Source organism: Bradyrhizobium sp. B120 (assembly GCF_049075665.1).
Taxonomy (GTDB): Bacteria; Pseudomonadota; Alphaproteobacteria; order Rhizobiales; family Xanthobacteraceae; genus Bradyrhizobium.
In genome coordinates, this window is record NZ_CP185242.1 from 8,124,108 (window position 1) to 8,148,273 (window position 24,166).

Genomic DNA, 24,166 nt, shown 5'->3' on the forward strand with positions numbered 1-24,166 from the left:
CTGAAAAATCCGGAAGCCCGCGGGCGCGGACTTCTGCCACCCGTTGGTTACGAACGGCGGCGGGTTATGGTTTCACGCGCATGGCTGCTCTGCGCAGCAACGCAATTGAGAGGTCGCGGGAACGACAACGGCACGATCGCCGTTTTCAGCTCTTACTTGACGCGACCTCACTTCGCCTTGAGCGCCTTGTCGTGGCTCTCGAGTGCGGATGCCATCAGCTTCGGCAATTGCGCGGCATAGACCTCGATGAAGGTGGCATCGCCACAGGCCTCCGGATCGCGCGCGGCCTGCTCGGCGACGCGCGCGGCCTTGGCCTCGCATTTCGCGAACACGTGCCAGAACCAATCCGGACTCTTGCCGAGCGCCGGCTTGTGCTTCTTGATGACGGCGGCGCCGACCGCACTCATCGCGTTGACGACGCCGGCGCCCAGCGTGCTGATGGCCCGCGCGTTCAGGATATCCTCGCGCGATTGCGCGGTGGCATTGGTCGCGGTCGCTCGTCCTTTGGCCGGCATGCTCAAGCTCCTTGTCGATCCCTGGTCCGTCCTGTGCGGCGGGCGAAGCATCGGCCGGGGAAGTTGAGGAAGGCTCAAGGGGCATGGTTGAAAACCGCTATGGATTTCGTTCCGGTTTTACGCGCTTCCGAGCGATCGGGCCTGGAGGGGTTTCTGACCTCCCCTCCGCCGCGAAATCCGTCAGCGACCGTTACCCTTTGGCGCGGTAACGGTGGATCAGCTGGTCAGCGACGTCGTCGAGATTGCGGCCGACGACCTGCGGCTGCGGACCGACGCCAAGCACATCGTTGCCGGGCCGCTTGATCAGCGCGGCCTCCCAGCCGGCGGCAACTGCGCCGAGCGTATCCCAGGTGTGGCAGGCGATCAGGCAGAACTCCGACGGCTTGGCCCCGAGTTCCTGCTCGACATAGCCATAGGCCTGCCGCGACGGCTTGTGATGCTTGACGCCGTCGGCGGAAAAGCGCCGCTCGAACAGGTCGACGATGCCGCCGTTCGTCAGCTGCCTCGTCTGCACTTCCAGCAGATTGTCGGTCAGCGTGAACAGCCGAAAACCCGCCGCGCGCAGCTTGCGCAGCGCCGCCGGCACTTCCGCATGCGGCGGCATGGTGGAGAATTTCTCGGTCAGCTCCTTCTTGTCTGACTCATTGATCCTGATGCCGCGGGTGTCGGCCAGCATCTTCATGACGGCCGCGCCGATGTCGGTGAAGGGCACGTAGCAGCCCGCCACCGTGAGCGAAGCCGAGTACATGATGAAATTCGCGAACCACAGCCGCATCGCGCTCTTGTCATTGAAGATGCGCGCGAACACCGGCTCCATGGTCTCGAGGTCCAGCAGGGTCTCGTTGACGTCGAACACGATCAGAGGAAGCGCCATTTTTTTCTCCGTTTGGTTGGGTTGGTTCTCAGCCCCTGTCCTTGATCCGGCTGCGATGCGCGGCCTGCTTGGCGCGGTTGCCGCAGACCGCCATGCTGCACCAGCGGCGCGCACGCGCCCGCGTGTGATCGGCAAACATCAGCGTGCAGGCCGGGCCCTCGCACGCCTTGATGTCGGAAAAGCTTTCCTCGCAGACGACCTTGGCCATCGCCTCGCCGATCGGCAGCAGCAATGTTTCGGCCGAGCGCCAGCGTCGCGTCCGCTCCAGCGCGAAGCCGTCATGATCGTCGTGGCGATCCGGCACGATCCGGCTGAACGCTTGATCACTTTCGAGCAGCCGGTTCAGCGGCTCCATTTCCTTAAGCGCCCGCGGCGTCAGCGGCCGGCCCATATGCTTGCGGACGAAGCCGCGGAACCATTCGCGCAGATCGCGCGCCTGACCGGCGACGCGGTCGAGTTCGCCCGGCGCCGCGCGCGCCTTCAGCTCGTCGAGCACATCTGACTGCACCAGCTTCGCCTGTGCGAGCCAGCGCACCAGGCCGTCGCCATCGGCGATCCAGTCGACCGGCGTATCGACCGGGGTCGCGATCGAGTTGATGAAATCGAGGCCCAGGCTATCGGCGATGAACATCGCGGGCGGGTGGGACTGCACGGTGGCGCTCTCCTGGGCGGCTTTCTCTGAACTCGGTCGGAATAACCCGCTTAAACGCCGTTGACAAGTTACTAGTATTGGGCCATAAGCGAAGTAACCTGTCAATTGACATTTTACTGGTTACTACTGAAACAAGGGAGCTCAGGATGTCGAACAAGGATGTCAGCGTGGTGCTTGCCCATGGCGCATGGGCGGACGGGTCGAGCTGGGCGCGGGTGATCACGGCGCTCGATGCCGAGGGCATCACCGCCGTCGCAGCGCCGCTGCCCCTCACTTCGCTCGCCGACGACGTCGCCGCATTGAACCGCACGCTGGATCGCGTCGAGGGACCGGTCGTGCTGGCGGGCCATGCCTATGCCGGCGCTGTGATCGCCGAGACCCGCTCGCCGCGCATCAAGGCGCTGGTCTATGTCGCGGCGCTGGCGCCGGACGAGGGCGAGACGGTGGCCGATGTGTTCTATCGCGCACCGCCGCATCCGTTCGCACCAAAACTCGCGCCCGACACGAGCGGCCTGATCTGGCTGCCCGAGCCCGCCTTCGCATCGGCCTTCGCGCAGGGCGCGCGCGCCGAGGACCTGGCAGTGCTCGCGGCCGTGCAGCGGCCGATCTCACCCGCCTGCATCACGGTGCCGGTCGGCCGCCCGCTCTGGAAGGACGTCCCGAGCTGGTTCCTGGTTGCCGAGGAGGATCGGATGATCGCGCCCGAGACCCAGCGCGGCATGGCGGCGCGGATGAAGGCTGCCGTGCGTTCACACGCCGTCGATCACACCCCGATCGTGACGGCGCCAAAGCTCGTCGCCGACATCATCCGGGAAGCGATCGGCGCGCTTGCCTAGCAGACCAATCCTAACCTCCCCACGATCACGATCACAGGAGTGACAGATGTCCGAGATCAAGTATCGCACGGCCGATGTCGATGGCTTCAACGTGTTCTATCGCGAGGCCGGCTTGCCCGGCGCGCCAAAACTGCTGCTGCTGCACGGCTTCCCGAGCGCGGGACACATGTTCCGCGATCTGATCCCGCTGCTCGCGGACAGATTCCACATCGTGGCGCCTGATCTCCCCGGCTTCGGCCAGTCCGACATGCCGCCGCGCGACAAGTTCAACTACACCTTCGACAATATCGCCGGCGTGATCGACCGCTTCACCGAGGTGATCGGTTTCGACCGCTACGCGGTCTATGTGTTCGACTACGGCGCGCCGACCGGCTTCCGTCTGGCGGCGAAACATCCGGAACGGATCACCGCGATCATCTCGCAGAACGGCAATGCCTATGAGGAAGGTCTCAGCGATGGCTGGACCCCGATCAAGGCCTATTGGCAAGACCCGTCGCCGGCGAACCGCGACGCGCTGCGTGCCTTCCTGACGCCGGACACCACGCGCTGGCAGTACACCCACGGCACGCCAGATCCGCAGGCCGTGTCGCCTGACGGCCAGAACCTCGACAATTACTACATGACGCGACCGGGCGCCCATGACGTGCAGCTCGATCTGTTCGGCGACTACAAGAGCAACGTCGCGCTCTACCCGGCCTTCCAGACCTACTTCCGCACCCACCAGCCGCCGTTCCTCGCGGTGTGGGGCAGGAACGATCCGTTCTTCCTGCCGCCGGGCGCCGAAGCGTTCAAGCGCGACAATCCGAATGCGGTGGTGCGCTTCCTCGACACCGGCCACTTCGCGCTGGAAACCCATGCCGCCGAGATCGCGCAAGCCATCCGCGAGTTCCTCGGCCGCTGACGTCTGCGTGATCGTTGTGCTTGACGGCACCGATTCGGCGCGGAAGCTGGAGCCGATCGACATCCAAGCGAGGTCACGCCAATGCCAACCTATACCTGCACCAGTGCGCAAGGCCGCCTCAGCGCGGAACAGAAGGGCCGAATCGCGGGTGAGATCACCCGGATCCACGCCGAGGTGACGGGCGCGCCGAGCTATTTCGCACAGGTGATCTTCAGCGAGGTCACGTCCGGCAACTGGTTCATGGGCGGCGTCCCGGTCGCGCATGACCACATCTTCGTCTACGGCCATATCCGCTCCGGCCGCGCCGCCGTCGACAAGACGCGAATGATCAAACTGATGGCGGACGCGGTCGGAGCCGCCGCCAGTGTCGACAGCAAGCGCGCGGTCTGGGTCTACCTCAACGAGTTGCAACCGCGGCAGATGATCGAGTTCGGCCATGTGCTGCCCGAGCCCGGCGACGAGCCGGCGTGGACCGACGCGCTGCCGGAGGCGGATCGGGTTTTCATGCAGTCGATCACCGGGCGGCGCTGAGCCCGCGCACGCCCGCCGTCATCATTTCGGCCCCTGCGCGGCGCGCGCCGCGAACATCGCCAGCAGCCGCCCCCAATCGCCTTCGGTATCGAAGACGCGGCGCATCTCGGCAGCGCGGGCGCCGTAACGGTCGAGCTTGCGATGCTCCAGCTCGACGCGGGTGGCGTCCTTGCCGGCGGCGATGAAGCGCACCTCGATCTCGGTCTTCAGGTTCGGATCGTACTGCCAGTCCGCCGTGATGTCCCACGACAGCACGAGGCGGGACGGCGGCTCCCAGAGCAGCACGCTGCCCCAGTCACAGCTGCTGCCGTCGTCGCCGCGCTCGTACCAGCGGCCGCCGACGCGCGGCTCGATGATCGCATCGACCGCATTGGTCTTGCCGATCTTGTAATGCGCGAGCGGCCACCACGTGCCCATCTGCTCGGTGAAGACACGCCAGGCCACCGCCGGCGGCGCCTCGACGTTCATCACCTTGCGGACGCTGTAGGGATCGTAATTGTCGGAGGTCGCTTGCGTCGTCATCGGGATCTCCTCTGTTTTGCGGCTTCGCGTTCGGCCGCTTGCTTGAACGCAGTGAGCGTCTTGTCCCAGAATCCGTCGAGCCAGCCGCGCAGGCTCTCGAGCCCGCGGGTGTCGATGGCGTAGAGCCGCCGCGTGCCTTCGATCCGCACCACGGCAAGGCCAGCGTCCTTCAGCACCCGAAGATGCTGCGAGACCGCTGGACGGCTGACCTTGAGGCCGTCCGCGATCTCCTGCACCGATCGATTGCCCTCGCGCAGCCGCTTGAACACCAGGCGGCGGGTCGGGTCTCCCAGCGCGTCGAGCGCGCGTTCTGCGCTGATCATGATCGTATCGTCCGTTGTCGGAAATTATCGTAAGTCTATGCTTACGGTAAGTCAAGACTAACGGATTGCTGCAAATGAAACGGCGCGGCTCCGATCGAAGCCGCGCCATTCAAGGAGTCCTCGCGGGAAACGGGAGCGGCTTACGCCCCCGTGACGCGCCAGATCACGTTGCCGACATCGTCGGCCACCAGCAGCGAGCCGTCGGGGCCGAGCGCGACGCCGACCGGGCGGCCATACGACACCTTCTCGTCGGGCGCGAGGAAGCCGGACAGGATGTCGCGCGCCGGCCCCGAGGGACGGCCGTTCGTAAACGGCACGAACACCACCTTGTAGCCCGACAGCGTCGAGCGATTCCACGAGCCGTGTTGGCCGATCGCCATGCCATCGGGGAAACCCGGCAGCGTGCCCTGGGGCATCCAGCACAGGCCGAGCGATGCAGTGTGGCCACCGAGCGCGTAGTCCGGCTGGATCGCCTTGGCGACCATCGCCGGATCCTGCGGCACGCGATCGTCCACCGTCTTGCCCCAGTAGCAATAGGGCCAGCCATAGAAGCCGCCGTCGCGCACCGAGGTGAGATAATCCGGCGGCGTCTCGTCGCCGATGCCGTCGCGCTCGTTGACGACGGTCCACAGCACATTGGTGGTCGGCTCCCATGCGAGCCCGACCGGGTTGCGCAGGCCGCCGGCGAAGATGCGGCTAGTGCCGGCGGCGAGATCGAGCTCATAGATCGCGGCACGGCCTTCCTCGACCCTCATGCCGTTCTCGGCGATGTTGCTGAGCGAGCCGACGCCGGCATAAAGCTTCTTGCCGTCGGCGCTCGGCAGCAGGCTGCGCGTCCAGTGCCCGTCGGGCTTGAAGGTGACGAGCTTGCGTCCCTCCGCCGTGATGCGATCCGCACCCGCGGCGTACGGGAACGCAACCACGCCATCGGTGTTGCCGACATAGAACGTGTCGCCGATCAGCGCCATGCCGAACGGCTGGCGCAAGCCTTCCATGAAGGCACCGCGGCTTTCGGCGACGCCGTCGCCATCGCGGTCGCGCAGCAGCGTGATGCGGTTGGCGCTGACGCCGAGGGCGGCGGCGCGGCGCATTGTCGCCTGCATCGCATAGTGGAAGACGCTGCGCGGGGTGCCTGCGATTTGCGTCGCCTCCGCGATCAGCACGTCGCCGTTCGGCAGCACGTTGATCCAACGCGGATGATCGAGCCCGGCCGCGAAGGCGTTAACCTTGAGCCCTGGCGCAGCGGTCGGAAGCTGGCCCTTGTCCCAGCCCCGTGCGGTCGGCATCTTCAGCGTCGGGATCGCGCCCTGCGACTTCGCCGCCGGAATTTGCGGCGCGCTGCCCCAGGCCGGTGCGGGCTCGGCGCCCTGCATCCGCCGCCACGCCACGGCGCCGGCCCCGATCGCCGCGACGACGCGGGCAAAAACTCCAGACGTGCTCATGTACTTCCCCTGTTAGATTCGCGCCTTGCCCGCCGGCCTCGGGCCGCAGCAGCATTCGCATAATGCCGGCCCTGATGACAGTAGTTATACGATCTTCGCATCCGCCATCGAATCGGGGAGACTGGCCATACGCTCCCTTGTCAGAGCGTTTTCCTCCCTGAGACCTTGCCCGCCCCGGTCGGCGGGCTTCCTTTTACGAAGCGCCCGGCTTTTCGAAGCACCGCGGGCGCGGCCGGCTGCGGGGCGTTATAGCCGGAAACGCATAGCGGCCCGGCACCAGATGCATTGGACCGGGCACAGCGACAGCGCCGGCCGTTCAGGGTGCGAACAACTCTCACCAAAACATGATCACGAGGCGCGCGTGCACGCCACGGAGTTGATCGGAAAACCGGGAACGCTGCTCCACCAACGACCGTTGGGCTGGTCGGGACACAGCAAGGAGCAAGCGAATGCAACGGAAGATCAGGATCCTCGCCCTGGCCGCTTCTGCGCTGATCGCAACCACCGCCGGCGCGTTCGCGCAGGGCTTCTACGACGATCCGCATCGAAACGCTGACTATGCCTGGGATTACAACGGCCCGAACTTCGATCGCGTCCGGCCGCACGTGATGTACTATCCGGCGCAACCCGGCTGGTACGGGCCTCATCGCTCCCATCATGGCAGCAACCATCCGACGCCGAGTTCGACACAGGGCGACGTCGGCCCTGAAGGGAACAACAACGGCACGCTGACCGGCGTCTATCGGCAGTGGTAGCCCACGCAAATCTGAAGGCCCGTCGCTCGGCTTGAGCGATGGGCCTTTGCCATTCGTCAGCCGCTATGATTGACGCCGAAAGGACGCGGCTTACTTCACCATCGCGCCGTAGACGATGTCCTGCACGTTCTCACGATAATATTTGCGCAGCTCGCCGGGCGCTGCGGTTCCGACCACCACGACAAGGCGCTCCTTCGGATCGCAGAAGAACTGCGTGCCATAGGCGCCGTTCCAGGTGAACTCGCCGGGATTGCCAGGCACCGACGACAGCCCCTCGCTGGTCCGCACCGCGACCGCCAGCCCGAAGCCGAAGCCGCCGCGATGCGGCTCGACCGCGGCGACGTTGTTCTTGATCTCGGGCCCGAGATGGTTCGACGTCATGAGGCGCACCGTCTGGGGGCTGAGGATGCGCTTGCCGTCGAGCTCGCCGCCATTGAGCAGCATCTGTCCGAAGCGGACATAGTCGCCGACGGTGGCGAACGAGCAGGCGCCGCCACAGTCGAACCTGGTCGGCACATCGAGCAGCTTGATGGCTTGCGGCTTGCCGGTGAGCGGATCGTTGGGGAACGGATGCGCCAGACGCGCGCGCTGCGCATCGGTCGGGTGGAACGTTGCTTCCTTCATGCCGAGCGGCTTCCAGACGTTGGCCGAAAGGTAGTCGCCGAGCCGCTGGCCGGAAACCTTCTCGACGACGGCGCCGAGCACGTCGATCGAGAAGCCGTACTCGAACTCGGTGCCGGGCTGATGTACCAGAGGCAGCTTGGTGATGCGGTCGATGAAGGTCTGAGTGTCGCCCTCGACCGCCGGCGCCGTGCCGTCGGGATAGAGCCGCGCCAGCGCGCTCGAGCTGTCGGGCCGGCCGCCATACATCAGGCCCGAGGTGTGGCGATAGAGATCGTGGACGAAGATCGACCGGGCCTGCGGCTCCATCGTCAGCGAACCGTCGGCCTGCTGCACGCCGACTTTCATGTCGGCAAACGCCGGATAGAACTCGGCAACCTTCGCCTGCAGCGGCAGGCGGCCCTGCTCCATCAGCGTCAACCCGGCGACCGCCGCCATCGGTTTGGTCATCGAGGCCAGTGCGAACACGGCATCGATCGGCATCGGCGTGCCCTTCACCGGGTCGAGTTGGCCGTAGGCCTTGTGATGCACGAGCCAGCCGTCGCGCGCGATCGCCACCACGGCGCCGGGCACGCGCTTGGCCGCGATCTCGCGCGCGAAGAAGTCATCGAGCCGCGCCAGTCCCTGATCCGAGAAACCGGCCTGATGCGCCGAAGCTTCCGGCAGCGGCGGCGCGGCATGGGCGATGTTGACGGCAAAACATGTGGCGGCGACAGCCGCGGCAATGGCAATTTTTCTCATTGTTTCCTCACCGGGGACCGCAGGCAGTTGTTATGTGGTTCGCGGCCCGCGCCGGCAGGATTAGATCACGCCGGCAGAGGCGACAAGGCGGCGCGGCGCGCGGCCGCGTCGCCCTGGCGCATGCCTTCTTGTGCGAAGAACGGCTCGACCTCGTGCTCGAACGTCTTGAGCGCAGCGCCGATCGCCTGGTGCATGTCGAGATATTTGTAGGAGCCGAGCCGGCCTCCGAAGATGACGTTCGGATGCGACGCCGTCATGGCGTGATAGGACGCGAGCATGGCGCGGTCGGCTGCCGTGTTGATCGGATAATACGGCTCGTCGGTGCGGCCGGCGAAGCGGGAATATTCGCGGTAGATCGTCGTCCGCGCCCCGACATGCGCGCGCTCCGGATGCAGATGCCTGAACTCGTGGATGCGGGTGAACGGCACCTCGGCGTCGGCATAGTTGATGACGGCAGCCCCCTGGAAATCGGCGACGTCATGGACCTCGCGCGCGAAGTCGACGGTGCGCCAGCCGAGATGACCGCAGGCATAGTCGAAGAAGCGGTCGATCGGGCCGGTATAGATCACGAGCTGGCGCGGGTTGATGCGGTCGGCGACGTCGAAATAGTCGAGGCCGAGTTGCAGCGCGATCCGGGGATGACCGAGCATCCGGCGGAAGATCGCGGTGTAGCCGTCGAGCGGCATACCCTCGTAGCGGTCGGCGAAGTAGCGGTCATCAAAGGTGAAGCGAACCGGCAGGCGGCCGATGATATCGGCCGAGAGCTCGCGCGGATCGGTCTGCCACTGCTTCTGCGTATAGCCGCGGATCAGGAGATCGTAGAGCGTGCGGCCGACCGAGGCGATCGCCTTGTCCTCGAGATTGCCGATCCCGGAAGCGCCATGCGCCGCCGCTTCGGCCGCGATCACGGCGCGCGCCTCATCCGGCGACATGATGCGGCCGAACGCGGCGCACACCGTCGCAAGGTTGATCGGCATCGAATAGACGCGGCCGTTCGCCACCGTGAAGACGCGGTGACGGTAGTCGGTGAATTCGGTGAAGCGGTGCAGATAGCGCCAGACGGTCTCGGAATTGGTGTGGAAGATATGCGTGCCGTAGCGATGCACCTCGACACCGCTGTCGGAATCGATCTCCGAATAGGCGTTGCCGCCGATATGCGGACGGCGGTCGAGCACACAGACGGAGCGGCCGAGCCTGCTCGCCACCTGCTCCGCAATCACGGCGCCGAAGAAGCCCGCCCCCACCACGACGACATCGAAACTCTCAAGCTGCATGCGGCCCCCGGCCCCGCGCGGGCCTGGGCGACAGCCCGCCGCGACATCCCGTCGGAGCTTCAACGGCGCTGCGGCCGACTTCCGGCGAAGATTTTGGTTAAGACCGCGATAATTTCGTGCCCGGAACAGCGGGCTCGGCCGTTCAACTGACAGCATGCGAGGCGCTGGGTTTACCCGCGCGCGCAGCAACAGCATCATGCGCGGGGGCCCGATGTCCGTAATCTGCGTCCTGTATTCCAGCAACACGACCTATGATTCGCTGCGCGGCATCCTCGCGATGGCCGCCGCCGAGCTCGACCGGCTCGGGCATGAGGTCAAGATGCTCGACCTGCTGGCGCCGGATTTCTCGGCCCGGCTCAATGCGCTGTTGCCGCGAAAGACCGAGACGATGGCGCTCGGCTTCTCCGGCATCGGGCTCGATATCCACACCAAGGACGGCAAGCTGTTCTGGGACGTCGCCCAGATCCCCGTCTTCACCTGGTTCTGCGACCACCCCTGCTATTTCGCCAAGCGGCACGGGCTCGAGAGCCGCTATGCCGCGCATGGCTACGTGTTTCCGGACCACGCCGCGTTCAACCGCGATCACCTGGGCGCCAACGGCGCCGTGTTCGCGACCCATATGGGCATCCCCGATCCCGGCTTCTTCGGCGGCCTGCCGCCCGAGCAGCGCAACGGCCGGCTGATCTTCGCCAAATCCGGCTGGAATCCGCTGGCGCTCGAGCGCGGCTGGCGCAAGACGATGCCGCCAAAACTGTTCGCGCTGCTGTTCGATGCGATCGCCGAGGCGCGCGGCAAGACCTGCGGCGCGTTTCCAAAGATCATCGTCGACGTCGCCGAACAGCATCTCGTTTATCTCAAGCCGGGCGGCGACCTGTTCAACGTGATCCTGACCCGGCTCGACAACTACACCAGAGGGGTGCGCACCCGCGAGGTGGGCGCGGTGCTCGCCGACTATCCGGTCGATTTCATCGGCGGCGGCTGGAGCGATCTCGACGTCAGCGGACGCCCGGCCCGCGTGCTCGGTGCGATGACCTTCGATGCGATGCGCGAAGGCCTCGGCAGCTATCTCGCCGCGGTCTCGCTCAATCCCAACATCGACCTGTCGGTACACGATCGGGTGTTCTTCGCGCTCGGCGCCGGCACCGTGCCGGTGTTCGACGCCAACCGCTTCTCGGCCGCGGAGATGCCGCATCTCGCCCGCTACAGCTTCGGCCAGGACGCGACAAGCGTCGCCGCCGCCGTCGAGGCGCTGCTGGCCGATCCCGCCGCCGCGCAGGCGGCCACCGCCACCACGATGCGCGAGCTCTATCCGCGCTTCTCGATGCAGCGGTCGGTGCAGGACATCCACGAGATCACGATGTCGATCGCGGGCGCCGCCGGCGCCAATCTGTTGCCCGCCGAGCCGGTGCCGGCAGGCGTCTGGACGCCGAAACAGGCAGCCTGATCGCGTGCCGTTGGCATGACTACGCCAGGTGCCGTACCGCGCGCGGCGCGGACCGCCGCAGGCTTCGCCACCCGCTCATAAATCCAGTTGCCCCGTCGCCGGATAGACCACCGTGCCATCGCCCTGCACGACGGCGCCTTCGGTGAGGCGGGCGGGCTCGAGGCGGCCCTCCCCCATGATGTGGACGACGGTCTCGCCGGACGCCATGAGATAGTCGGCGACGATGCGGCGGTGGCAGCGCCACCATACGGCTTCCGAGCACATGATGGCGCAGCGCAGCCCGTGGCCCTCGTCGCGCAAATACTGCAGGCTCGCGTGAAACTGCGGCGACAGCGCATAGTCGGCGTAGTTGTGAAAACTCTCGTTACTCCAGAATCCGTTGACTGAAGGCGGCACGCCTCGCGCCTTGCCGCGCAGCCCGCCGAGATCGGCCAGATGCTCATAGGAGATGCCGGCGGCCGCCAGCGGATCGGGGAGCGTGTCCTTGTTGAACTGCGGATTGGTGCGCGACCGCGGCACCGTTCTGATGTCGACGACGCGGTCGATCCTCGCCGCAGTGAGGAGGGCGATGAAATCCTCGAGACTGCGGTTGGAATGGCCGATCGTGAAGAACGGCAGCGCCGTGCCTTTGCTAGGCATGATGGAGCGCGCTGCCCTTGTGCGCGGCGACGTGATCGGTCTTGTCGCTCTTGATCTCGTATTGCGGATCGGCCTCCGAAGCCCGGTGCATGTGCCCCTTGTAGTCGAAATCGCGGGTGTGAACCGCGATGATGGTGCCCGAGACCCGGCCGGCCTCGGAATTCCATCTGACGTGATCGCCGACCTTGAATCGTCTGGCCATCTCGCAACCTCCGGCTTGGTCGGGCGCGTCCGATGATTTGGCCTGGCAAATATCGGACTCAACCTGACCATGCTCGCCGAAGACGACAAGATCACCGACCTGCAAATCGTCAGCCAGTTGCCGCGCGGGCTCTGATCCCCTTTGGCCAAAGCGGCTCGGGGTCTGTTGCGCCGCGGGCGAAGGACGGCGCGCCATTCAGAACTTATGTTATTGAAATCGCAGCATAATATTTTGCCGAGAATGATGAGGCTGGAACCGGCCGGAGCTCCCGCCTGCGAACACCGGGTCAAGGACGGCTTCGTCATGGCGAGAGGCGTTTCAGGAGGAAGTTCAAGGGTTTGGACTTCACACGCGTGCGCGTTCTTAGTCGCACAACAGCTTCGAGTTCAAATCGTCGTGCGAACCTTGCGGACCTCAACCTAAGGGCCACCTGATGCGACGAATGTGAAGGACCCTATTTCGGGACCGGCCTCCCGCCCAGGCTCGATCGAGCCAGCCGGTCATGAAGGGACAAAACGCCGATTGAAAAACAATGAGCTTCCTTCCGGGCTGAAACTTACAGCAAGCGCAGAACGATGCGTAAAGAATGTCACGATTTCGTTTGGTTGACGGTCGAAATTGAGCCTCCCTATGGTTGTGCGGCTAAGGAGTCGCATCTAGCGTCGGCGCCAGCCGGATTTTGATGCAAGCCCCCTAAGGACGATTTCCCGCGACGCAGCCTGACGCCTGCGCCGCCCATGCGGCTCCTTTTCGGAGTCGCCAGACCTGGAGACGACTGCAATGTCTACCTCTGCATCCCCGAAACTCGCGGAATCGACCGCCGTCAACGAAGCCATCAAGGCGCGGATGGCGCCGAAGCAGGCGACGCAGGCCGCGCCGGTCGACATCACCGCCAATCCCGTGGCCAAGATCGTCTTCAATCCCGAAGCCGCGCCGGAAGAGCGCAGCCGCCAGATCGGTACCCTGCTCTCGCCGGACCTTGCCGAGGAGTGCAAGGCGTCGATCAAGCAGCTCGAGGCCTACAAGGAATATCTGGCGCAGCAGCGCACGCTGATGCAGCGCAAGCTGATCGAGCTGTCGTCGACGACCGTCTTCGCCAAGATGAAGCAGACCTTCGCGGACATGAACAAGGGCGTTCTCGACTTCCGCGAGATGATCCGGCCGCTGGTCGACAATCTCGATGCGCTCTACACGCTGCGCACCGCCGGCGACAATGTCGTGCTGGATACCTTCGCGGAGATCGAGGAGGATCGCAAGCGCGAGGCCGATTGGGACCGCCGCACGTCGGGTGTCGAATCCGAAGCGCGGCAGATCACCTCCGACAAGGAGATGCTCGAGCGCGACATCGCCAAGCTGAAGACGCAGACCGGCCTGTTCGGCGGCATCAAGAAATCCGCCCAGGCCGAAATCGCCGCCAAGGAGCTGCTGATCGCCAAGCGGATCGATGACCTCAAGACCTGCCGCGACAAGGCGCAGGCGATCATCGTGGAGAAGGCCGAGCGCGACGCCAAGCAGGGCAAGTTCAAGGCCGAGAAGGACCAGGTCCGCAAGATGCTCGACATCTCCGGTCCCGAGCACGTCAAGCGCGTCGAAGGCATCATCAAGGCGGCGCTCGACTACATCGACAAGTCGCAGGTCACGGTCTCGGAACTGCGCGACGAACTCGGAGGGATCGAGGGCCAAGCCGACAAGCTGGTCAAGATCAACTCGCAGATGATCACGGTGGTTGCGATTCTCGACAAGGGCATCGACCTCGCCTGCGCGGCGAACAAGGACAAGGTGCAGGCGCTGTCGACCGCGAAAGAGGGCGAGGATACGCTCGCCCGTCTCGAGCGCGAGCGCAAGAAAAACGATTTCGAGCGTCACGTCACCGCCCTGCTCGACAGCGGGCGCGGCACCAAGAAGACCGTGGCCGATCTCGAGAAGGATGCGGTCGACGCCAACACCTTCCACGACGCCCTCGGCAAGCAGAACGTCAACCTGCGTGAACTGTCCAGCGACGGTATCGCGAGTGTCGCCACCAGCCTGAACACCACCATTCAGGCGCTCAACAACTCGGCGCTCAACGAGGCCTCGGAGAGCGTGCGCGATTCGATGCGGGCGATGAATGCGGTGACCGACGACGTCGCCAACAAGGAGGTGATCCGCCAGGCGCTGCAGGTCGACGAGCAATCCAAGCGCATCATGGAGAAGGTCGAGTCGATGTCGAACATCGCCGAATCTCTGCAGGCCGCCAACAAGCTGCGCGAAGACGGGCTGTCCAACATCCAGAGCCGGCTCGGCGAGCTCAACGATGTCACCGCCACCGTACGGGCGCGGCTGCAGGAGAGCATCGGCATGGACGCCAAGGATCCCGGCGCGGCGGCCGCTGCCGCGGCGCCGAAACCGGTCGACGACAAGGAAATCACCTTCGGGCAGATCTGAGGCCCCGACCCGGACCGGCGCTGCCGGTCCGGCCTTCCGCACCTGCAAGCCTGATTGACCGCAAGCCTGACTGATGGACATCGCAAATGGCCGACAACTTCCTGATCACCGGCAGCGACAAGCTCGCCAGCCGGAAGAACTTCAAGCTGGTTGGCCGCGCGGAGAAGTTCGAGGAGCTGTGCACTATCCTGACGCGGATGGAAGCCAACAGCGTGATCGTCTCCGGTCCGAGCGGCGTCGGCATCACCACGCTGGCGCTGGCCCTGCAGGCGCGCAAGGCCGACCCCGACGCGCCGTTCGACATCGTCAACAAGCGGCTGTTCTGGCTCGACACCGATGGCCTGTTCGGCCTCGGCGACAACGACGCGATCGTCAAGCAGTTCAAGGCGATATTCGCCATCCTGAACCGCACCCCCGATAGCGTTCTGATTGTCGAGGACACGCTCGATCTGATCGATGCGCTGCGCAACAGCGGGCTGATGCACATCGTCAATGCGTTGACGGCGATGGTGAAGGCGAAGAAGACGCAGGTCTTCCTCGAGGTGCGCGAGGCCGACCTGACGCAGGTCCTCAAGTGCCATTCCGACTTCCGCGATCACTTCACGCTGATGGATCTGACCGAGCCGGTCGGCGCCGAGCTCGAGGAGATCGCGCTGCATGGCGCGAGGGATCTCGAGGAGAACTACGAGGTCCGGATCGATCCGGCGGCGGTCAAGGCCGCCATCGACATGTCGAGCAAGTATCGTTCGCTCGACACCGGGCTGACTGCGGCGCAGCCGGCGCGCACCCGCACCCTGCTCGATCGCGGCATGGCGCGCTATTTGCTGCGGGCGCATTCGACGCCGCCGCTGCTCGCGGAGCTGGAGGCGGAGCTCGCGCGTCTTACGGCCGGCGGGCCGGCTTCCGGAAACGAGGAAAAAGCCGCCGCCGTGCGCGCCGCGATCGCGCGCCACAAGGCCGAGTTCGCCGAATACCAGGCCAGGATCAAGGGCTACTATGCGGCGCAACGCGAGGGCGAGAAGTCGATCGCGCATATGGAGGCCCAGCTACGCGGGCTCGAGGAAGAAGAAAAGAAGCGGCACCTCGACGAGCCCGCCGGCAAGGCCTCGGCGAGCGATGCCGACTTCGATCTGATCGCCAGGGCATCCGGCTATGCGACGCCCGAGATCCTCCAGCTGCGCGGCGACATCGCGCGGACCCAGGCCGCCGTCGACGAAAATCGGGTGAAATACAAGGCGGTCACCAGGGAGATCAACGATCGGCTGCTGTTCACCGCAGCGATGGTGATCGATGAATTCTCGCTGATCTCCGGCATTGATGCCTCCAAGCTCAAGCAGAACGACGCCGTCAAGCTGCTCAATCTCCACGGCTCGCTGAAGCGGCGCGTGTTCGGTCAGGACGCGGTGCTCGATCACGTCGATCGTGCCGTCAAGGTCTGGCGGCGGGGACGGCGCACCGACAGGCCGCTGCCGTTCCTGTTCTGCGGCGCCAGCGGCGTCGGCAAGACCGAGGTCGCCAAGGGGTTGGCGGAGGCCTTGTTCGACACCGACAAGGCGTTGAACCGCTACGACATGGGCGAATTCATGGAGAAGAACGACGTCACCAAGCTGATCGGCGCGCCTCCGGGCTATGACGGCTTCGCGGCCGGCGGCGAGATGACCAACTCGGTGCGGGCCAATCCGTATCAGGTCATGCTGTGGGACGAGATCGAGAAGGCCCATCCCGACATCTTCAACATCTGCCTCAACATCCTCGACGACGGCCGCTGCCGCGACAATCTGGGCCGCAAGGTCGAGTTCGGCGACGTGGTGATGCCGATGACCACCAACATCGGCGCGGACCATGCGCTACGGGTCGGTACCGGTCCCGGCGACCTGACCCAGGAAGAGGCCTACGAACTCACCATCCGCGACCTGAAGAAGGCCTTCCGGACGGAATTCCTGAACCGCTTCGAGGGACGCGAGAACATCATCCTGTTCCACAAGCTCAACATGGACACGATCGAGAAGATCGTGTTCCGCGAGATCTCACGCATCAACGCCTTCTACGCCGCGCAATCCATCGAGGTGCGCTTCCCCGAGGCCCAGCTGCGGGAGTTCTGCGACAAGACCTATTCGCCCGAGATCGGCGCGCGCGGCCTGCCGGGCCGCATCAAGCGCATCGAGGCCATGATCGTCGAGAAGACGATGGCGGACGGCGCCTTCGGCGGCACGCTCGACATCGGCTTCGATGCCACGAGCCGCAACTTCACGTCGAGCTGGATGCCCCATGACCGAAAAGCCGCATGACGACGCCGACGCGTTGCTGGACGGCATCGACAAGACGCTGTCCGACTTCAAGACCAAGGCCTATGAGGCCAAGAAGTCCTATGACCAGTCCGACCTCGGACGCGCCCACCGCGAGCTGAGCATGCTCGGCCGGTTCTGGTCGCAATTCGTGCGTTCGTGCGGGTGGATCTACCTGACATTGATCGCGCCGGTCACCTGGCGGCTCTACCGCTTCGTGCGATGGGCGTTCGCCCGCTATCGCGCGCTCTGGGCGCGCTGCGTCTACGCCAAGGACGCCTATGGCGATCCGGAATTCAGCAAGGCCCGCGGCGGAATGATGATCCTGGCGACGATCGCGGCCTGCTACATCGTCTACGGCACGGTGACGGTCGCGGCGACCTTGCCCTGGTACCTTGCCACCGTGCGACACGACGAGCAGTTGTATCTCTCCAACTCGCAGAATCTCTCGAGCTCGCAAACCGACGGCCTCGAGACCCACGAGGTCTACGGTTGCGAGACCCTGCCCTGCACCGATCAGAACACGGTGACCTTCCGGGTGCGTTCGACCTGGTTCAATGAGATCTGGAGCATCCTCCATCATGGTGCGCTGTTCTATCCCGGCTACGTCGCCGCCGCGGTCAGCCCGGTGCTGAACCGCTGCATCATCACCTCCTACGGCATCCGCAAGAAATTCCTGGTGCGAACCTGGGAGCTCTATCCCGACCTTGTGCAGGTCGAATGCATGCCGACCGACGCCGGTGGAGGCAAGGACGGCAAGGTGATCGACAACAAGGACTATCGGTAGGTCCACATCAATGGACGGGCAGGTTTTGGCCCGCGGCTACCTTGAAGAACTCTGCTTCGAAGGTGAGCCCTGCCAAAATATCGCAAAACAACCCCATGCAAAGTAGGGGGCAGCCGCGCGCTGCTCGAACAGCGGCTTGACACGTCGGGCAACTCAGTGGCATTATTCTATTATTCAGAAATCGTGTAACCACGCGTCTTGGCGGGACCTCCGGTTTGCGATTGCGGCCGAAAAATACCCACAATTGAAACTGCACCGGTTCGCCGCGGCGAACGATCGCCCACGCGTGGCCGCATGCCAGGGAATGTCGGCATGAGCACCGCTCCGGACCCCTATTCCGCCATTGCGGTGACAGTGCACCAATAACCACGTTCACAGCGCGTTCGCCGGCACGGCCACTGTAATTATTTTGTGCACTGTCACCGTAATACCGTTGCTGCCTCGCCGGGCGTTACCATTGATACCTCGCCACACCCTTGCCGGCGTAGCTGCGCGTGACGCTCGAGAACTCGCCTTCGAACGTCGCGGCAGCGGACCAGCCGTTGCGCCACGTCATCTCCGCCGAAGCGGTGGTGAGCGCGGCATCGTGCGCCTGCGCAGCGCCGTTGACCACGAAGCTTGCACCGGGCAGCGCCTGGAAGGTCGCCGCGACATTGCGATCGGCGTTGAAGTCGTGCGCCCATGCGGCGCGGCCACGCAGGGTGAGGATCGCCTCGTTCAACGCGAACGACCTGTCGCCACGCACGCCGAGTTCGCTGCGTGTGGCGGTGACGCTTTTCGAGGCGTAGCTCAGCGCGAAGAGGTTGCTGCCGGTGATCGCCTGCTCCGCATAGGCCGGCAGATCGAACCTGGTGAACTGGCCGGCGACGTAAGGCGTGAGACCGACATTGCCGGCCCACGGCGCCACGAAGCGGTAACCACCTTCGAGCCGGCCGGAGTAGGCATTGGCGTTGAAACGCGCCTGCAGATGATCGGCCCCCGCAACCGTGACGGTGCGGTCGGTGGTGACGTCCTGCCAGCCATAGGCCAGCGCGCCGGTGACATAGGCCGGGCCCGAATTGTGCCGGACGAATGCGCCGGCCTGGAACAGATCGGAGCGGCCAGTGCCGCCGTTCGCGACGCTGAAGCTGGTGCCGCCGCCGGCCAGCGCAAAGCCCGCAACGGTGGAGGGTGAGAACCAGTAATCGGCGCCGGCCGTTCCGCCGGCGATGCGGCTGGTGGCGGCGTTGGAGCCGAGCGCTCCATTGCCGTCGGTGGTCCGCGAGCCGCCGAAGCCCGCGGCCCACACGCTCCAGCGCGGCGCATCGACTTGCGCGGGCGGCGCCTTGCGATAGACGGCGGCATAGGCATCGCGCTCGGCACCCGAGCGCCGGCGGGCACCGGCGTAAGCGAGCGTATCGCTGTCATCAGCCGCATAGCCCGTCGCACCACCGCCTGGCGAAGTGACGGGATCGCCCCGCCCGGCCACGAACGGATCGGTCAGCACGCCCATGAACAGGTTCATCGCGTCGAACGTGGTCTGCTGCGTGCCGGTCGCGGTCTCGCCCGAGGCCTGCGTCAGCGCACTGAGCAGCGGGGCACCCGACAGCGCGAACAGAGCGTTAAAGCCGGCCGGCAAGGTGCCGCCGCCGGTCAGCGCGTTGTCGATTCCTGCCGCGACGTTCCGCTGATTGATATTGGCGTTGCCCGGCAGCGACGGCGACAGCAGACCGGGGTCGAGCGTCAGCAGCACGTCGTTGCCGACATAACTGAGCCGTGCGTTGCGCGCGAAACTGCTGGCGGTGAGGAAATCGACGCTGGAGAACCTTCCGCTCACGGCGCCCGCCGTCACGATCGTGTAGGTCGTCGTCGCCGCAAGGCGCACCAGCGGATCCACCACCACCTTGCCGGCGAGTGCCGCCGCGCCGGTAACGACGGTCTTGTCGGCGCTGCTGCCCGACACCTGCACCAGATAGGTCGAAGCCGCGGTCAAAGTCAGGCTCCCGCTCACGGTGAGCGTGCCGATCGAATTGCCCGGCGAAAGGGTCCCGCCATTGATCAGCGTCGAGCCGACCGTGCCGGTGCCGCCGAGCGTGCCGCCGCTGTTCACAGTCAGGCTCGCCGCCGAGGCGAGATTGCCGTTCACCGACAGCGTGCCGCCATCGACCGTCACCGGTCCCGCGTAAGTCGACGTGCCCGTGAGTGTCCAGTTCGACGATCCGGTCTTGTCGAGCAGTGTCCAGCCCGCGCCGATCTGGCTGGCGTCGAAGCTGTTGCTGCCGGAGCCGGCGAACTGGAACGTATCCGTGCCGCTGCCGACCGCCTGGCCGGTCAGCGCCGCCGCCGGTCCGCTCATGATGAAGAGATTGTTGGCGCCGCCGAGGGTCACGGCGGTGCCACCCGTGCCGGTGATGCTGCCCGCATTCGTCACCGTGAAGCGGCCGGTTCTCGTCTCGAGACCGGTCGCGCCGCTGATCGCGCCGTTGTTCGTGACCGTGTTGGCGCCGCCGCTACCGCCGGCTAGCAATAGGCCGGCTTCGGTCGTGCCCTGCACGGTGGCACCGGCGCCGACCGAGATATGCGCGTTGCCGGTTCCGAGCGTACCGGCAGAAACGCCATCTATATTGGAAACGATGTTGCCGTTCACCACGACCGTGAGGTCGCTGGCATTTGTCCGGTTGAGGATCGACGCATCGATGCCGACCGTCGCCGCGAAGATCGTGCCACCGGTCTGCGACACGCTCACGCTTCCGATTCCGGCACCTCCTCCGTTTGCGAAAATGCCATAATTGAACGCAGCGCCGGCGGTGCCGATATTGGCGTTCGACGTGACGTTGATGCCACTGCCAAAAGCGACGATGGCGAACGCGTTACCGGCGGCGCCGGGGGAGCCGCTGGCATTCGCGATTGTCGTGTTACCGGTCAGCGTGGCGGAGACGTTGCCGCTGGAATTCAGCAGCAAGCCGGTCCCGTTGCCGTCTGTCGTCGTGAGGCTGCCGCCATTCAGGAAGACATCGATCGCGCTGGTACCCGCTTGTGTCCGCAGGGCGGTCACGCCGGAAAAGCTTGCCGTGACGGGCGCGCCGCTGGTGCCGACCGCGATGGCGCCGCTACCACCAGCGATTGTTGTGTCAATGGAGAGGCCGAAGCCCGAGGTTGAGCTGGCACTGCCATTGCCCGAGTAAGCGATGTCTCCACCGCTGGAATTGAGAGTGAGCCCGTTTCCGGCCCCCGTCACCGCGCCGTTGTTGCTGAAGGTGATGGGAGCTCCGGACTGGGTCGTGGTGATCCAGAGCCCGTTGCCGCTGATCGTCTGGCCGGCATTGACCGTGCCCACTGCGCCGCGCAAATTGAACAGCTGCGTGTAGGCGTTCGACGTCGTCGATGCCCCGTCGACGTTTGTCGTGAGGATTGTCGCCGTGGTATCGCAGGTGACGGAATTTGGTAACGCTGTGACAGTGCAAGCGGCAAGTGCACTACCTGGATCGCCGGCAATCACGGCGGCGAAGGTCCCCGAGAAGGCCGTCCCGGCGAGCAGCGCGCGCCTGAGCGTCGCTCGCGATTGTTGAAACTGTTGCTGCATTGCCCCATCTGCAATTTGGTGCCCACGTTCCCGGGCCGTGATCTTGGATTCGTCAAGCGCGCACCACTGATGGGCGTCGATCGCACCTGATGGATGGAAAGTATCCGTCAGGCATCCTCATTCAGCGGCGTCAGCGCGGCTGCGGCACGATGCGAATGTAGGGCTTCGGCGCCTTCCAGCCTTCGGGGTAAGTCTTCCTGGCGTCCTCGTCGGACACCGACCCCGCGATGATCACGTCATCGCCCTGCTTCCAGTTCACGGGCGTCGCGACCTTGTGCTTCGCGGTCATTTGCAGGCTGTCGATGACGCGCAGCACCTCGTCGAAGTTGCGGCCGGTGGTCATCGGATAGACCAGGATCAGCTTGACCTTCTTGTCGGGCCCGATCACGAACACGTTGCGCACCGTCTGATTGTCGGCCGGGGTGCGCTTCAAGGGATCACCGGAGACGGCCGCCGGCAGCATGCCGTAGAGCTTCGAAACGCTGTAGTCGGTGTCACCGATCATCGGATAGTTCGGCGCGTGACCTTGCGTCTCCTTGATGTCCGCGGCCCAGCCGGCATGGCGGTCCACCGCATCGACCGAGAGGCCGATGATCTTGACGCCACGCTTGTCGAACTCCGGCTTGATCTTGGCCATGTAGCCGAGCTCGGTGGTGCAAACCGGCGTGAAGTCCTTCGGATGCGAGAACAGCACCGCCCAGGAATCGCCAATCCAGGCGTGGAAGCCGATCTTGCCCTCGGTCGTTTGGGCCTCGAAATCCGGGGCGATATCATTGAGCGCGAGTGCCATGGTGCATCTCCTTGTGTGGTTCTTCGGTGCCGGGGTATTGCGGGCCGAAGACCTCGAGGCGAGCTCGCGCCGATGGCGTCGCGAGCTTCACCCAATTGATTTTGCTATCCAAATTCAGCTCGAACGACATCCCACAATCGGGATCGTTGATATCTGCGCCCGGCTCTACCGAAAGTCATGGTGTCGTTCTGAAAAAGTTCTTAAGCATCACGCCATGGCCATGAGCTACATCATCGGACCGTTCCGGTTGGATGCGGACGCCGCGATCCTGTTTCGCGGCGGCGCTCCCGTTTCGCTCGGCCAGCGCGCCATCGCCGTGCTGCGCGTGCTGGTCGAGCGCGCCGGACGCCCGGTCTCGAAAGACACGCTGATTGAATCGGCCTGGGGCGGCCTCGTCGTCGAGGAGAGCAATCTTCCGGTCCAGATTGCGGCATTGCGCCGGGCGTTTGGCGAAGAGCCGGGCGGCGAAGGCTGGATCGTAACCTTGCCGAAATACGGCTATCGGTTTGTCGGCCCGCTGAGCCTCACCACGCCGGCTTCCGCCGCTGGGGCGCCAGCCGCGGATTCTCCCGCTCCGACCGAAACGCTTCCGCTTCCGGTCCAGCCGGCCGTCGCGGTCATGCCGTTTCAGAACATGAGCGGCGACCCGCAACAGGAATATTTCGCTGATGGCGTCGTCGAGGAGATCATCACGACGCTGTCGCGCTTTCGCTCCCTGTTGGTCATCGCGCGCAATTCCAGCTTTACCTACAAGGGCCGCTCCGTCGACGTGAAGCAGATCGGCCGCGAGCTGGGGGTTAGCTTCGTCCTCGAGGGCAGCGTGCGCAGATCGGCCGACCGCGTGCGCATCACCGCACAGCTCATCGATGCGTCAACCGGCGCGCATCGATGGGCAGACCGGTTCGATGGCGCGCTCGAGGATGTGTTCGATTTGCAGGACAGGATCGCCCGGCAGGTCGTGGGGCTCCTGGTACCCAAGCTGGAGCACTCCGCGATCGAGCGCGCCAAGCGCAAGCCAACCGAAAGCCTCGGCGCCTACGAATATTATCTGCGCGGCACCGCCGCCATCTACCGGTTCACCATCCGCGAGGCCAATGTCGAGGCCTTGCAGCTGTTCAAGCGGGCAATCGAGCTCGATCCGGAATTCGCGTCCGCCTATGGCATGGCCGCTTATTGCTACGTCAAGGACAGAACGAACCGATGGCCGACGGACGATCTCGCGCGGGACATCGCCGAGACCGATCGGTTGGCCCGCCATGCGATCCGCCTGGGCAGCGATGACGCGCTGGCGCTGGCGACCGGGGCGGGCGCGCTGGCCTATGTCGTCCGCGATCTCGACACCGGCGCGGCCTGCATCGATCATGCCCTTCAGGTCAATCCGAACCTGATGTGGGCGTCCTATTTCGCCGGTTTCATCAAGAGCTGGATGGGCGAGCCGGAGGCCGCCGTCACGCACCTCGCTTACGCGATGCGCCTCAGCCCGGTCGATCCGCTGATGCCGCTGATGCAGGCGGCGATGGCGCACGCTCATTTCTTTGCCGGCCGCTACGAGGAGGCGTCGTCGTGGGCCAACACGGCGCTGCGGGGCACGCCGAAGCTGCTGCCGGCTTTGCGCATCGGCGCATCGGCGGATGCCTTTGCCGGACAATTGGAGCCGGCGCAAAGGACCGTGGCCCGGCTGCTGCAGATCAATCCCAATGAGCGCGTGTCCAACCTGGAGGCCATCTACGGACCTACCGGCGTCCGGACGATGCCTGGCGATACGGCGAAGGACTGCGGCGAGCCGGATTGCCGGAATGAGTGCCGCAGGATTATCCGACTGAATTTTCTGGGGCACGATCCAGAAAATCGTGCAGCGGTTTTCCCTGCGATTCCGACAGGCAAGGCTTGTCCGACAGGCAAGGCTCGGGATTTGCCGCGTCACGCACACGCACCGCAGCACTGAGATGGCGGTGCTGGACGTTCATACCTTTGACCGGGTTGGTACGCAGGGGCGGGATCGAACCATCCGGCTTCGCCCTTCGGGCTACGCCGGGACGAGCCTTC

Annotated in this window: 21 protein-coding genes; 9 read left to right on the forward strand and 12 right to left on the reverse strand. The window is 65.0% G+C overall.

From position 1 onward, the window contains the following. Window positions 1-167: 167 nt before the first annotated feature. The 3 genes from ACOIX3_RS37685 to ACOIX3_RS37695 all read right to left on the reverse strand — a co-directional run bounded on the left by ACOIX3_RS37685 (window position 168) and on the right by ACOIX3_RS37695 (window position 2,020). Window positions 168-515, reverse strand: a complete 348-nt coding sequence (locus ACOIX3_RS37685; RefSeq protein ID WP_298368713.1) for a hypothetical protein — start codon at window positions 513-515, stop codon at window positions 168-170. A 190-nt stretch (window positions 516-705) separates the two neighbouring features. Then, window positions 706-1,389 carry a haloacid dehalogenase type II gene (locus ACOIX3_RS37690; RefSeq protein ID WP_420967046.1) on the reverse strand — a complete coding sequence of 228 codons (684 nt, stop codon included), beginning with the start codon at window positions 1,387-1,389 and terminating at the stop codon, window positions 706-708. Between the two features lie 28 nt (window positions 1,390-1,417). Then, the gene (locus tag ACOIX3_RS37695) at window positions 1,418-2,020 is read right to left on the reverse strand and encodes a CGNR zinc finger domain-containing protein (protein ID WP_420971890.1); all 603 of its coding nucleotides are present in this window, start codon (window positions 2,018-2,020) and stop codon (window positions 1,418-1,420) included. 167 nt (window positions 2,021-2,187) lie between these two features. On the opposite strand from ACOIX3_RS37695, the gene ACOIX3_RS37700 reads away from it, so the two are divergent. The 3 genes from ACOIX3_RS37700 to ACOIX3_RS37710 all read left to right on the forward strand — a co-directional run bounded on the left by ACOIX3_RS37700 (window position 2,188) and on the right by ACOIX3_RS37710 (window position 4,309). Continuing rightward, a complete protein-coding gene (locus ACOIX3_RS37700; protein ID WP_420967047.1) occupies window positions 2,188-2,877 on the forward strand; it encodes an alpha/beta fold hydrolase in 690 nt (229 codons plus the stop codon). Between the two features lie 46 nt (window positions 2,878-2,923). Next, window positions 2,924-3,778, forward strand: a complete 855-nt coding sequence (locus ACOIX3_RS37705) for an alpha/beta fold hydrolase (RefSeq protein ID WP_420967048.1) — start codon at window positions 2,924-2,926, stop codon at window positions 3,776-3,778. An 81-nt stretch (window positions 3,779-3,859) separates the two neighbouring features. Next, window positions 3,860-4,309 (forward strand): tautomerase family protein, encoded by a 450-nt coding sequence (locus tag ACOIX3_RS37710; protein WP_420967050.1) that lies wholly within the window; start codon window positions 3,860-3,862, stop codon window positions 4,307-4,309. Window positions 4,310-4,330: 21 nt separating this feature from the next. Here ACOIX3_RS37710 and ACOIX3_RS37715 read toward each other — a convergent pair whose 3' ends face one another. The 3 genes from ACOIX3_RS37715 to ACOIX3_RS37725 all read right to left on the reverse strand — a co-directional run bounded on the left by ACOIX3_RS37715 (window position 4,331) and on the right by ACOIX3_RS37725 (window position 6,596). Next, the gene (locus ACOIX3_RS37715; protein ID WP_420967051.1) at window positions 4,331-4,831 is read right to left on the reverse strand and encodes an SRPBCC family protein; all 501 of its coding nucleotides are present in this window, start codon (window positions 4,829-4,831) and stop codon (window positions 4,331-4,333) included. Next, on the reverse strand, window positions 4,828-5,157 hold the full coding sequence (locus ACOIX3_RS37720) for an ArsR/SmtB family transcription factor (protein WP_420971891.1): 330 nt from the start codon (window positions 5,155-5,157) through the stop codon (window positions 4,828-4,830). The genes ACOIX3_RS37715 and ACOIX3_RS37720 overlap by 4 nt, the downstream gene beginning before the upstream one ends. A gap of 137 nt (window positions 5,158-5,294) precedes the next feature. Further along, entirely contained in the window at window positions 5,295-6,596 is a 1,302-nt protein-coding gene (locus ACOIX3_RS37725) for a PQQ-dependent sugar dehydrogenase (protein WP_420967052.1), read from the reverse strand. Window positions 6,597-7,045: 449 nt separating this feature from the next. Between ACOIX3_RS37725 and ACOIX3_RS37730 the strand changes: the two genes are divergently transcribed. After that, window positions 7,046-7,351 carry a hypothetical protein gene (locus tag ACOIX3_RS37730; RefSeq protein ID WP_420967053.1) on the forward strand — a complete coding sequence of 102 codons (306 nt, stop codon included), beginning with the start codon at window positions 7,046-7,048 and terminating at the stop codon, window positions 7,349-7,351. A 90-nt stretch (window positions 7,352-7,441) separates the two neighbouring features. Here ACOIX3_RS37730 and ACOIX3_RS37735 read toward each other — a convergent pair whose 3' ends face one another. Further along, window positions 7,442-8,713: a serine hydrolase domain-containing protein gene (locus tag ACOIX3_RS37735; RefSeq protein ID WP_420967054.1), complete on the reverse strand. Its 1,272-nt coding sequence runs from the start codon at window positions 8,711-8,713 to the stop codon at window positions 7,442-7,444. Between the two features lie 65 nt (window positions 8,714-8,778). Continuing rightward, a complete protein-coding gene (gene glf, locus ACOIX3_RS37740; protein ID WP_420967055.1) occupies window positions 8,779-9,987 on the reverse strand; it encodes a UDP-galactopyranose mutase in 1,209 nt (402 codons plus the stop codon). A gap of 211 nt (window positions 9,988-10,198) precedes the next feature. Between glf and ACOIX3_RS37745 the strand changes: the two genes are divergently transcribed. Next, window positions 10,199-11,431, forward strand: coding sequence for a hypothetical protein (locus tag ACOIX3_RS37745; protein WP_420967056.1), 1,233 nt, complete (start codon window positions 10,199-10,201; stop codon window positions 11,429-11,431). A gap of 75 nt (window positions 11,432-11,506) precedes the next feature. Here the strand turns inward: ACOIX3_RS37745 and ACOIX3_RS37750 are convergent, their stop codons facing one another. After that, window positions 11,507-12,070 (reverse strand): DUF488 family protein, encoded by a 564-nt coding sequence (locus ACOIX3_RS37750; RefSeq protein WP_420967057.1) that lies wholly within the window; start codon window positions 12,068-12,070, stop codon window positions 11,507-11,509. Next, window positions 12,063-12,272 carry a DUF2945 domain-containing protein gene (locus tag ACOIX3_RS37755; protein ID WP_420967058.1) on the reverse strand — a complete coding sequence of 70 codons (210 nt, stop codon included), beginning with the start codon at window positions 12,270-12,272 and terminating at the stop codon, window positions 12,063-12,065. The genes ACOIX3_RS37750 and ACOIX3_RS37755 overlap by 8 nt, the downstream gene beginning before the upstream one ends. Before the next feature lie 780 nt (window positions 12,273-13,052). On the opposite strand from ACOIX3_RS37755, the gene ACOIX3_RS37760 reads away from it, so the two are divergent. From ACOIX3_RS37760 to ACOIX3_RS37770, 3 genes are all read left to right on the forward strand, one after another. Then, window positions 13,053-14,696: a hypothetical protein gene (locus ACOIX3_RS37760; RefSeq protein WP_420967059.1), complete on the forward strand. Its 1,644-nt coding sequence runs from the start codon at window positions 13,053-13,055 to the stop codon at window positions 14,694-14,696. Between the two features lie 86 nt (window positions 14,697-14,782). Further along, window positions 14,783-16,984: an AAA family ATPase gene (locus tag ACOIX3_RS37765; RefSeq protein WP_420967060.1), complete on the forward strand. Its 2,202-nt coding sequence runs from the start codon at window positions 14,783-14,785 to the stop codon at window positions 16,982-16,984. Then, window positions 16,965-17,768 (forward strand): hypothetical protein, encoded by an 804-nt coding sequence (locus ACOIX3_RS37770; RefSeq protein ID WP_420967061.1) that lies wholly within the window; start codon window positions 16,965-16,967, stop codon window positions 17,766-17,768. The genes ACOIX3_RS37765 and ACOIX3_RS37770 overlap by 20 nt, the downstream gene beginning before the upstream one ends. 451 nt (window positions 17,769-18,219) lie before the next feature. Here the strand turns inward: ACOIX3_RS37770 and ACOIX3_RS37775 are convergent, their stop codons facing one another. Both ACOIX3_RS37775 and ACOIX3_RS37780 read right to left on the reverse strand, forming a co-directional pair. Beyond that, window positions 18,220-21,330 (reverse strand): autotransporter outer membrane beta-barrel domain-containing protein, encoded by a 3,111-nt coding sequence (locus ACOIX3_RS37775; protein WP_420967062.1) that lies wholly within the window; start codon window positions 21,328-21,330, stop codon window positions 18,220-18,222. A 130-nt stretch (window positions 21,331-21,460) separates the two neighbouring features. After that, on the reverse strand, window positions 21,461-22,120 hold the full coding sequence (locus ACOIX3_RS37780; RefSeq protein WP_420967063.1) for a peroxiredoxin: 660 nt from the start codon (window positions 22,118-22,120) through the stop codon (window positions 21,461-21,463). Here ACOIX3_RS37780 and ACOIX3_RS37785 point away from each other — a divergent pair. Continuing rightward, entirely contained in the window at window positions 22,119-24,065 is a 1,947-nt protein-coding gene (locus ACOIX3_RS37785) for a winged helix-turn-helix domain-containing tetratricopeptide repeat protein (RefSeq protein WP_420967064.1), read from the forward strand. The two genes, ACOIX3_RS37780 and ACOIX3_RS37785, sit on opposite strands and share 2 nt — an antisense overlap. The last annotated feature ends 101 nt before the right edge of the window (window positions 24,066-24,166 follow it).

Bases quoted from the DNA above. Each gene is read 5' to 3' on its own strand.
- ACOIX3_RS37690 (WP_420967046.1), bottom strand. From the start codon at position 1,389: ATGGCGCTTCCTCTGATCGTGTTCGACGTCAACGAGACCCTGCTGGAC.
- ACOIX3_RS37745 (WP_420967056.1), top strand. From the start codon at position 10,199: ATGTCCGTAATCTGCGTCCTGTATTCCAGCAACACGACCTATGATTCG.
- ACOIX3_RS37750 (WP_420967057.1), bottom strand. From the start codon at position 12,070: ATGCCTAGCAAAGGCACGGCGCTGCCGTTCTTCACGATCGGCCATTCC.
- ACOIX3_RS37705 (WP_420967048.1), top strand. From the start codon at position 2,924: ATGTCCGAGATCAAGTATCGCACGGCCGATGTCGATGGCTTCAACGTG.
- ACOIX3_RS37700 (WP_420967047.1), top strand. From the start codon at position 2,188: ATGTCGAACAAGGATGTCAGCGTGGTGCTTGCCCATGGCGCATGGGCG.
- ACOIX3_RS37710 (WP_420967050.1), top strand. From the start codon at position 3,860: ATGCCAACCTATACCTGCACCAGTGCGCAAGGCCGCCTCAGCGCGGAA.
- ACOIX3_RS37785 (WP_420967064.1), top strand. From the start codon at position 22,119: ATGGTGCATCTCCTTGTGTGGTTCTTCGGTGCCGGGGTATTGCGGGCC.
- glf (WP_420967055.1), bottom strand. From the start codon at position 9,987: ATGCAGCTTGAGAGTTTCGATGTCGTCGTGGTGGGGGCGGGCTTCTTC.
- ACOIX3_RS37755 (WP_420967058.1), bottom strand. From the start codon at position 12,272: ATGGCCAGACGATTCAAGGTCGGCGATCACGTCAGATGGAATTCCGAG.
- ACOIX3_RS37730 (WP_420967053.1), top strand. From the start codon at position 7,046: ATGCAACGGAAGATCAGGATCCTCGCCCTGGCCGCTTCTGCGCTGATC.
- ACOIX3_RS37715 (WP_420967051.1), bottom strand. From the start codon at position 4,831: ATGACGACGCAAGCGACCTCCGACAATTACGATCCCTACAGCGTCCGC.
- ACOIX3_RS37775 (WP_420967062.1), bottom strand. From the start codon at position 21,330: ATGCAGCAACAGTTTCAACAATCGCGAGCGACGCTCAGGCGCGCGCTG.
- ACOIX3_RS37770 (WP_420967061.1), top strand. From the start codon at position 16,965: ATGACCGAAAAGCCGCATGACGACGCCGACGCGTTGCTGGACGGCATC.
- ACOIX3_RS37695 (WP_420971890.1), bottom strand. From the start codon at position 2,020: ATGTTCATCGCCGATAGCCTGGGCCTCGATTTCATCAACTCGATCGCG.
- ACOIX3_RS37735 (WP_420967054.1), bottom strand. From the start codon at position 8,713: ATGAGAAAAATTGCCATTGCCGCGGCTGTCGCCGCCACATGTTTTGCC.
- ACOIX3_RS37725 (WP_420967052.1), bottom strand. From the start codon at position 6,596: ATGAGCACGTCTGGAGTTTTTGCCCGCGTCGTCGCGGCGATCGGGGCC.
- ACOIX3_RS37685 (WP_298368713.1), bottom strand. From the start codon at position 515: ATGCCGGCCAAAGGACGAGCGACCGCGACCAATGCCACCGCGCAATCG.
- ACOIX3_RS37760 (WP_420967059.1), top strand. From the start codon at position 13,053: ATGTCTACCTCTGCATCCCCGAAACTCGCGGAATCGACCGCCGTCAAC.
- ACOIX3_RS37765 (WP_420967060.1), top strand. From the start codon at position 14,783: ATGGCCGACAACTTCCTGATCACCGGCAGCGACAAGCTCGCCAGCCGG.
- ACOIX3_RS37780 (WP_420967063.1), bottom strand. From the start codon at position 22,120: ATGGCACTCGCGCTCAATGATATCGCCCCGGATTTCGAGGCCCAAACG.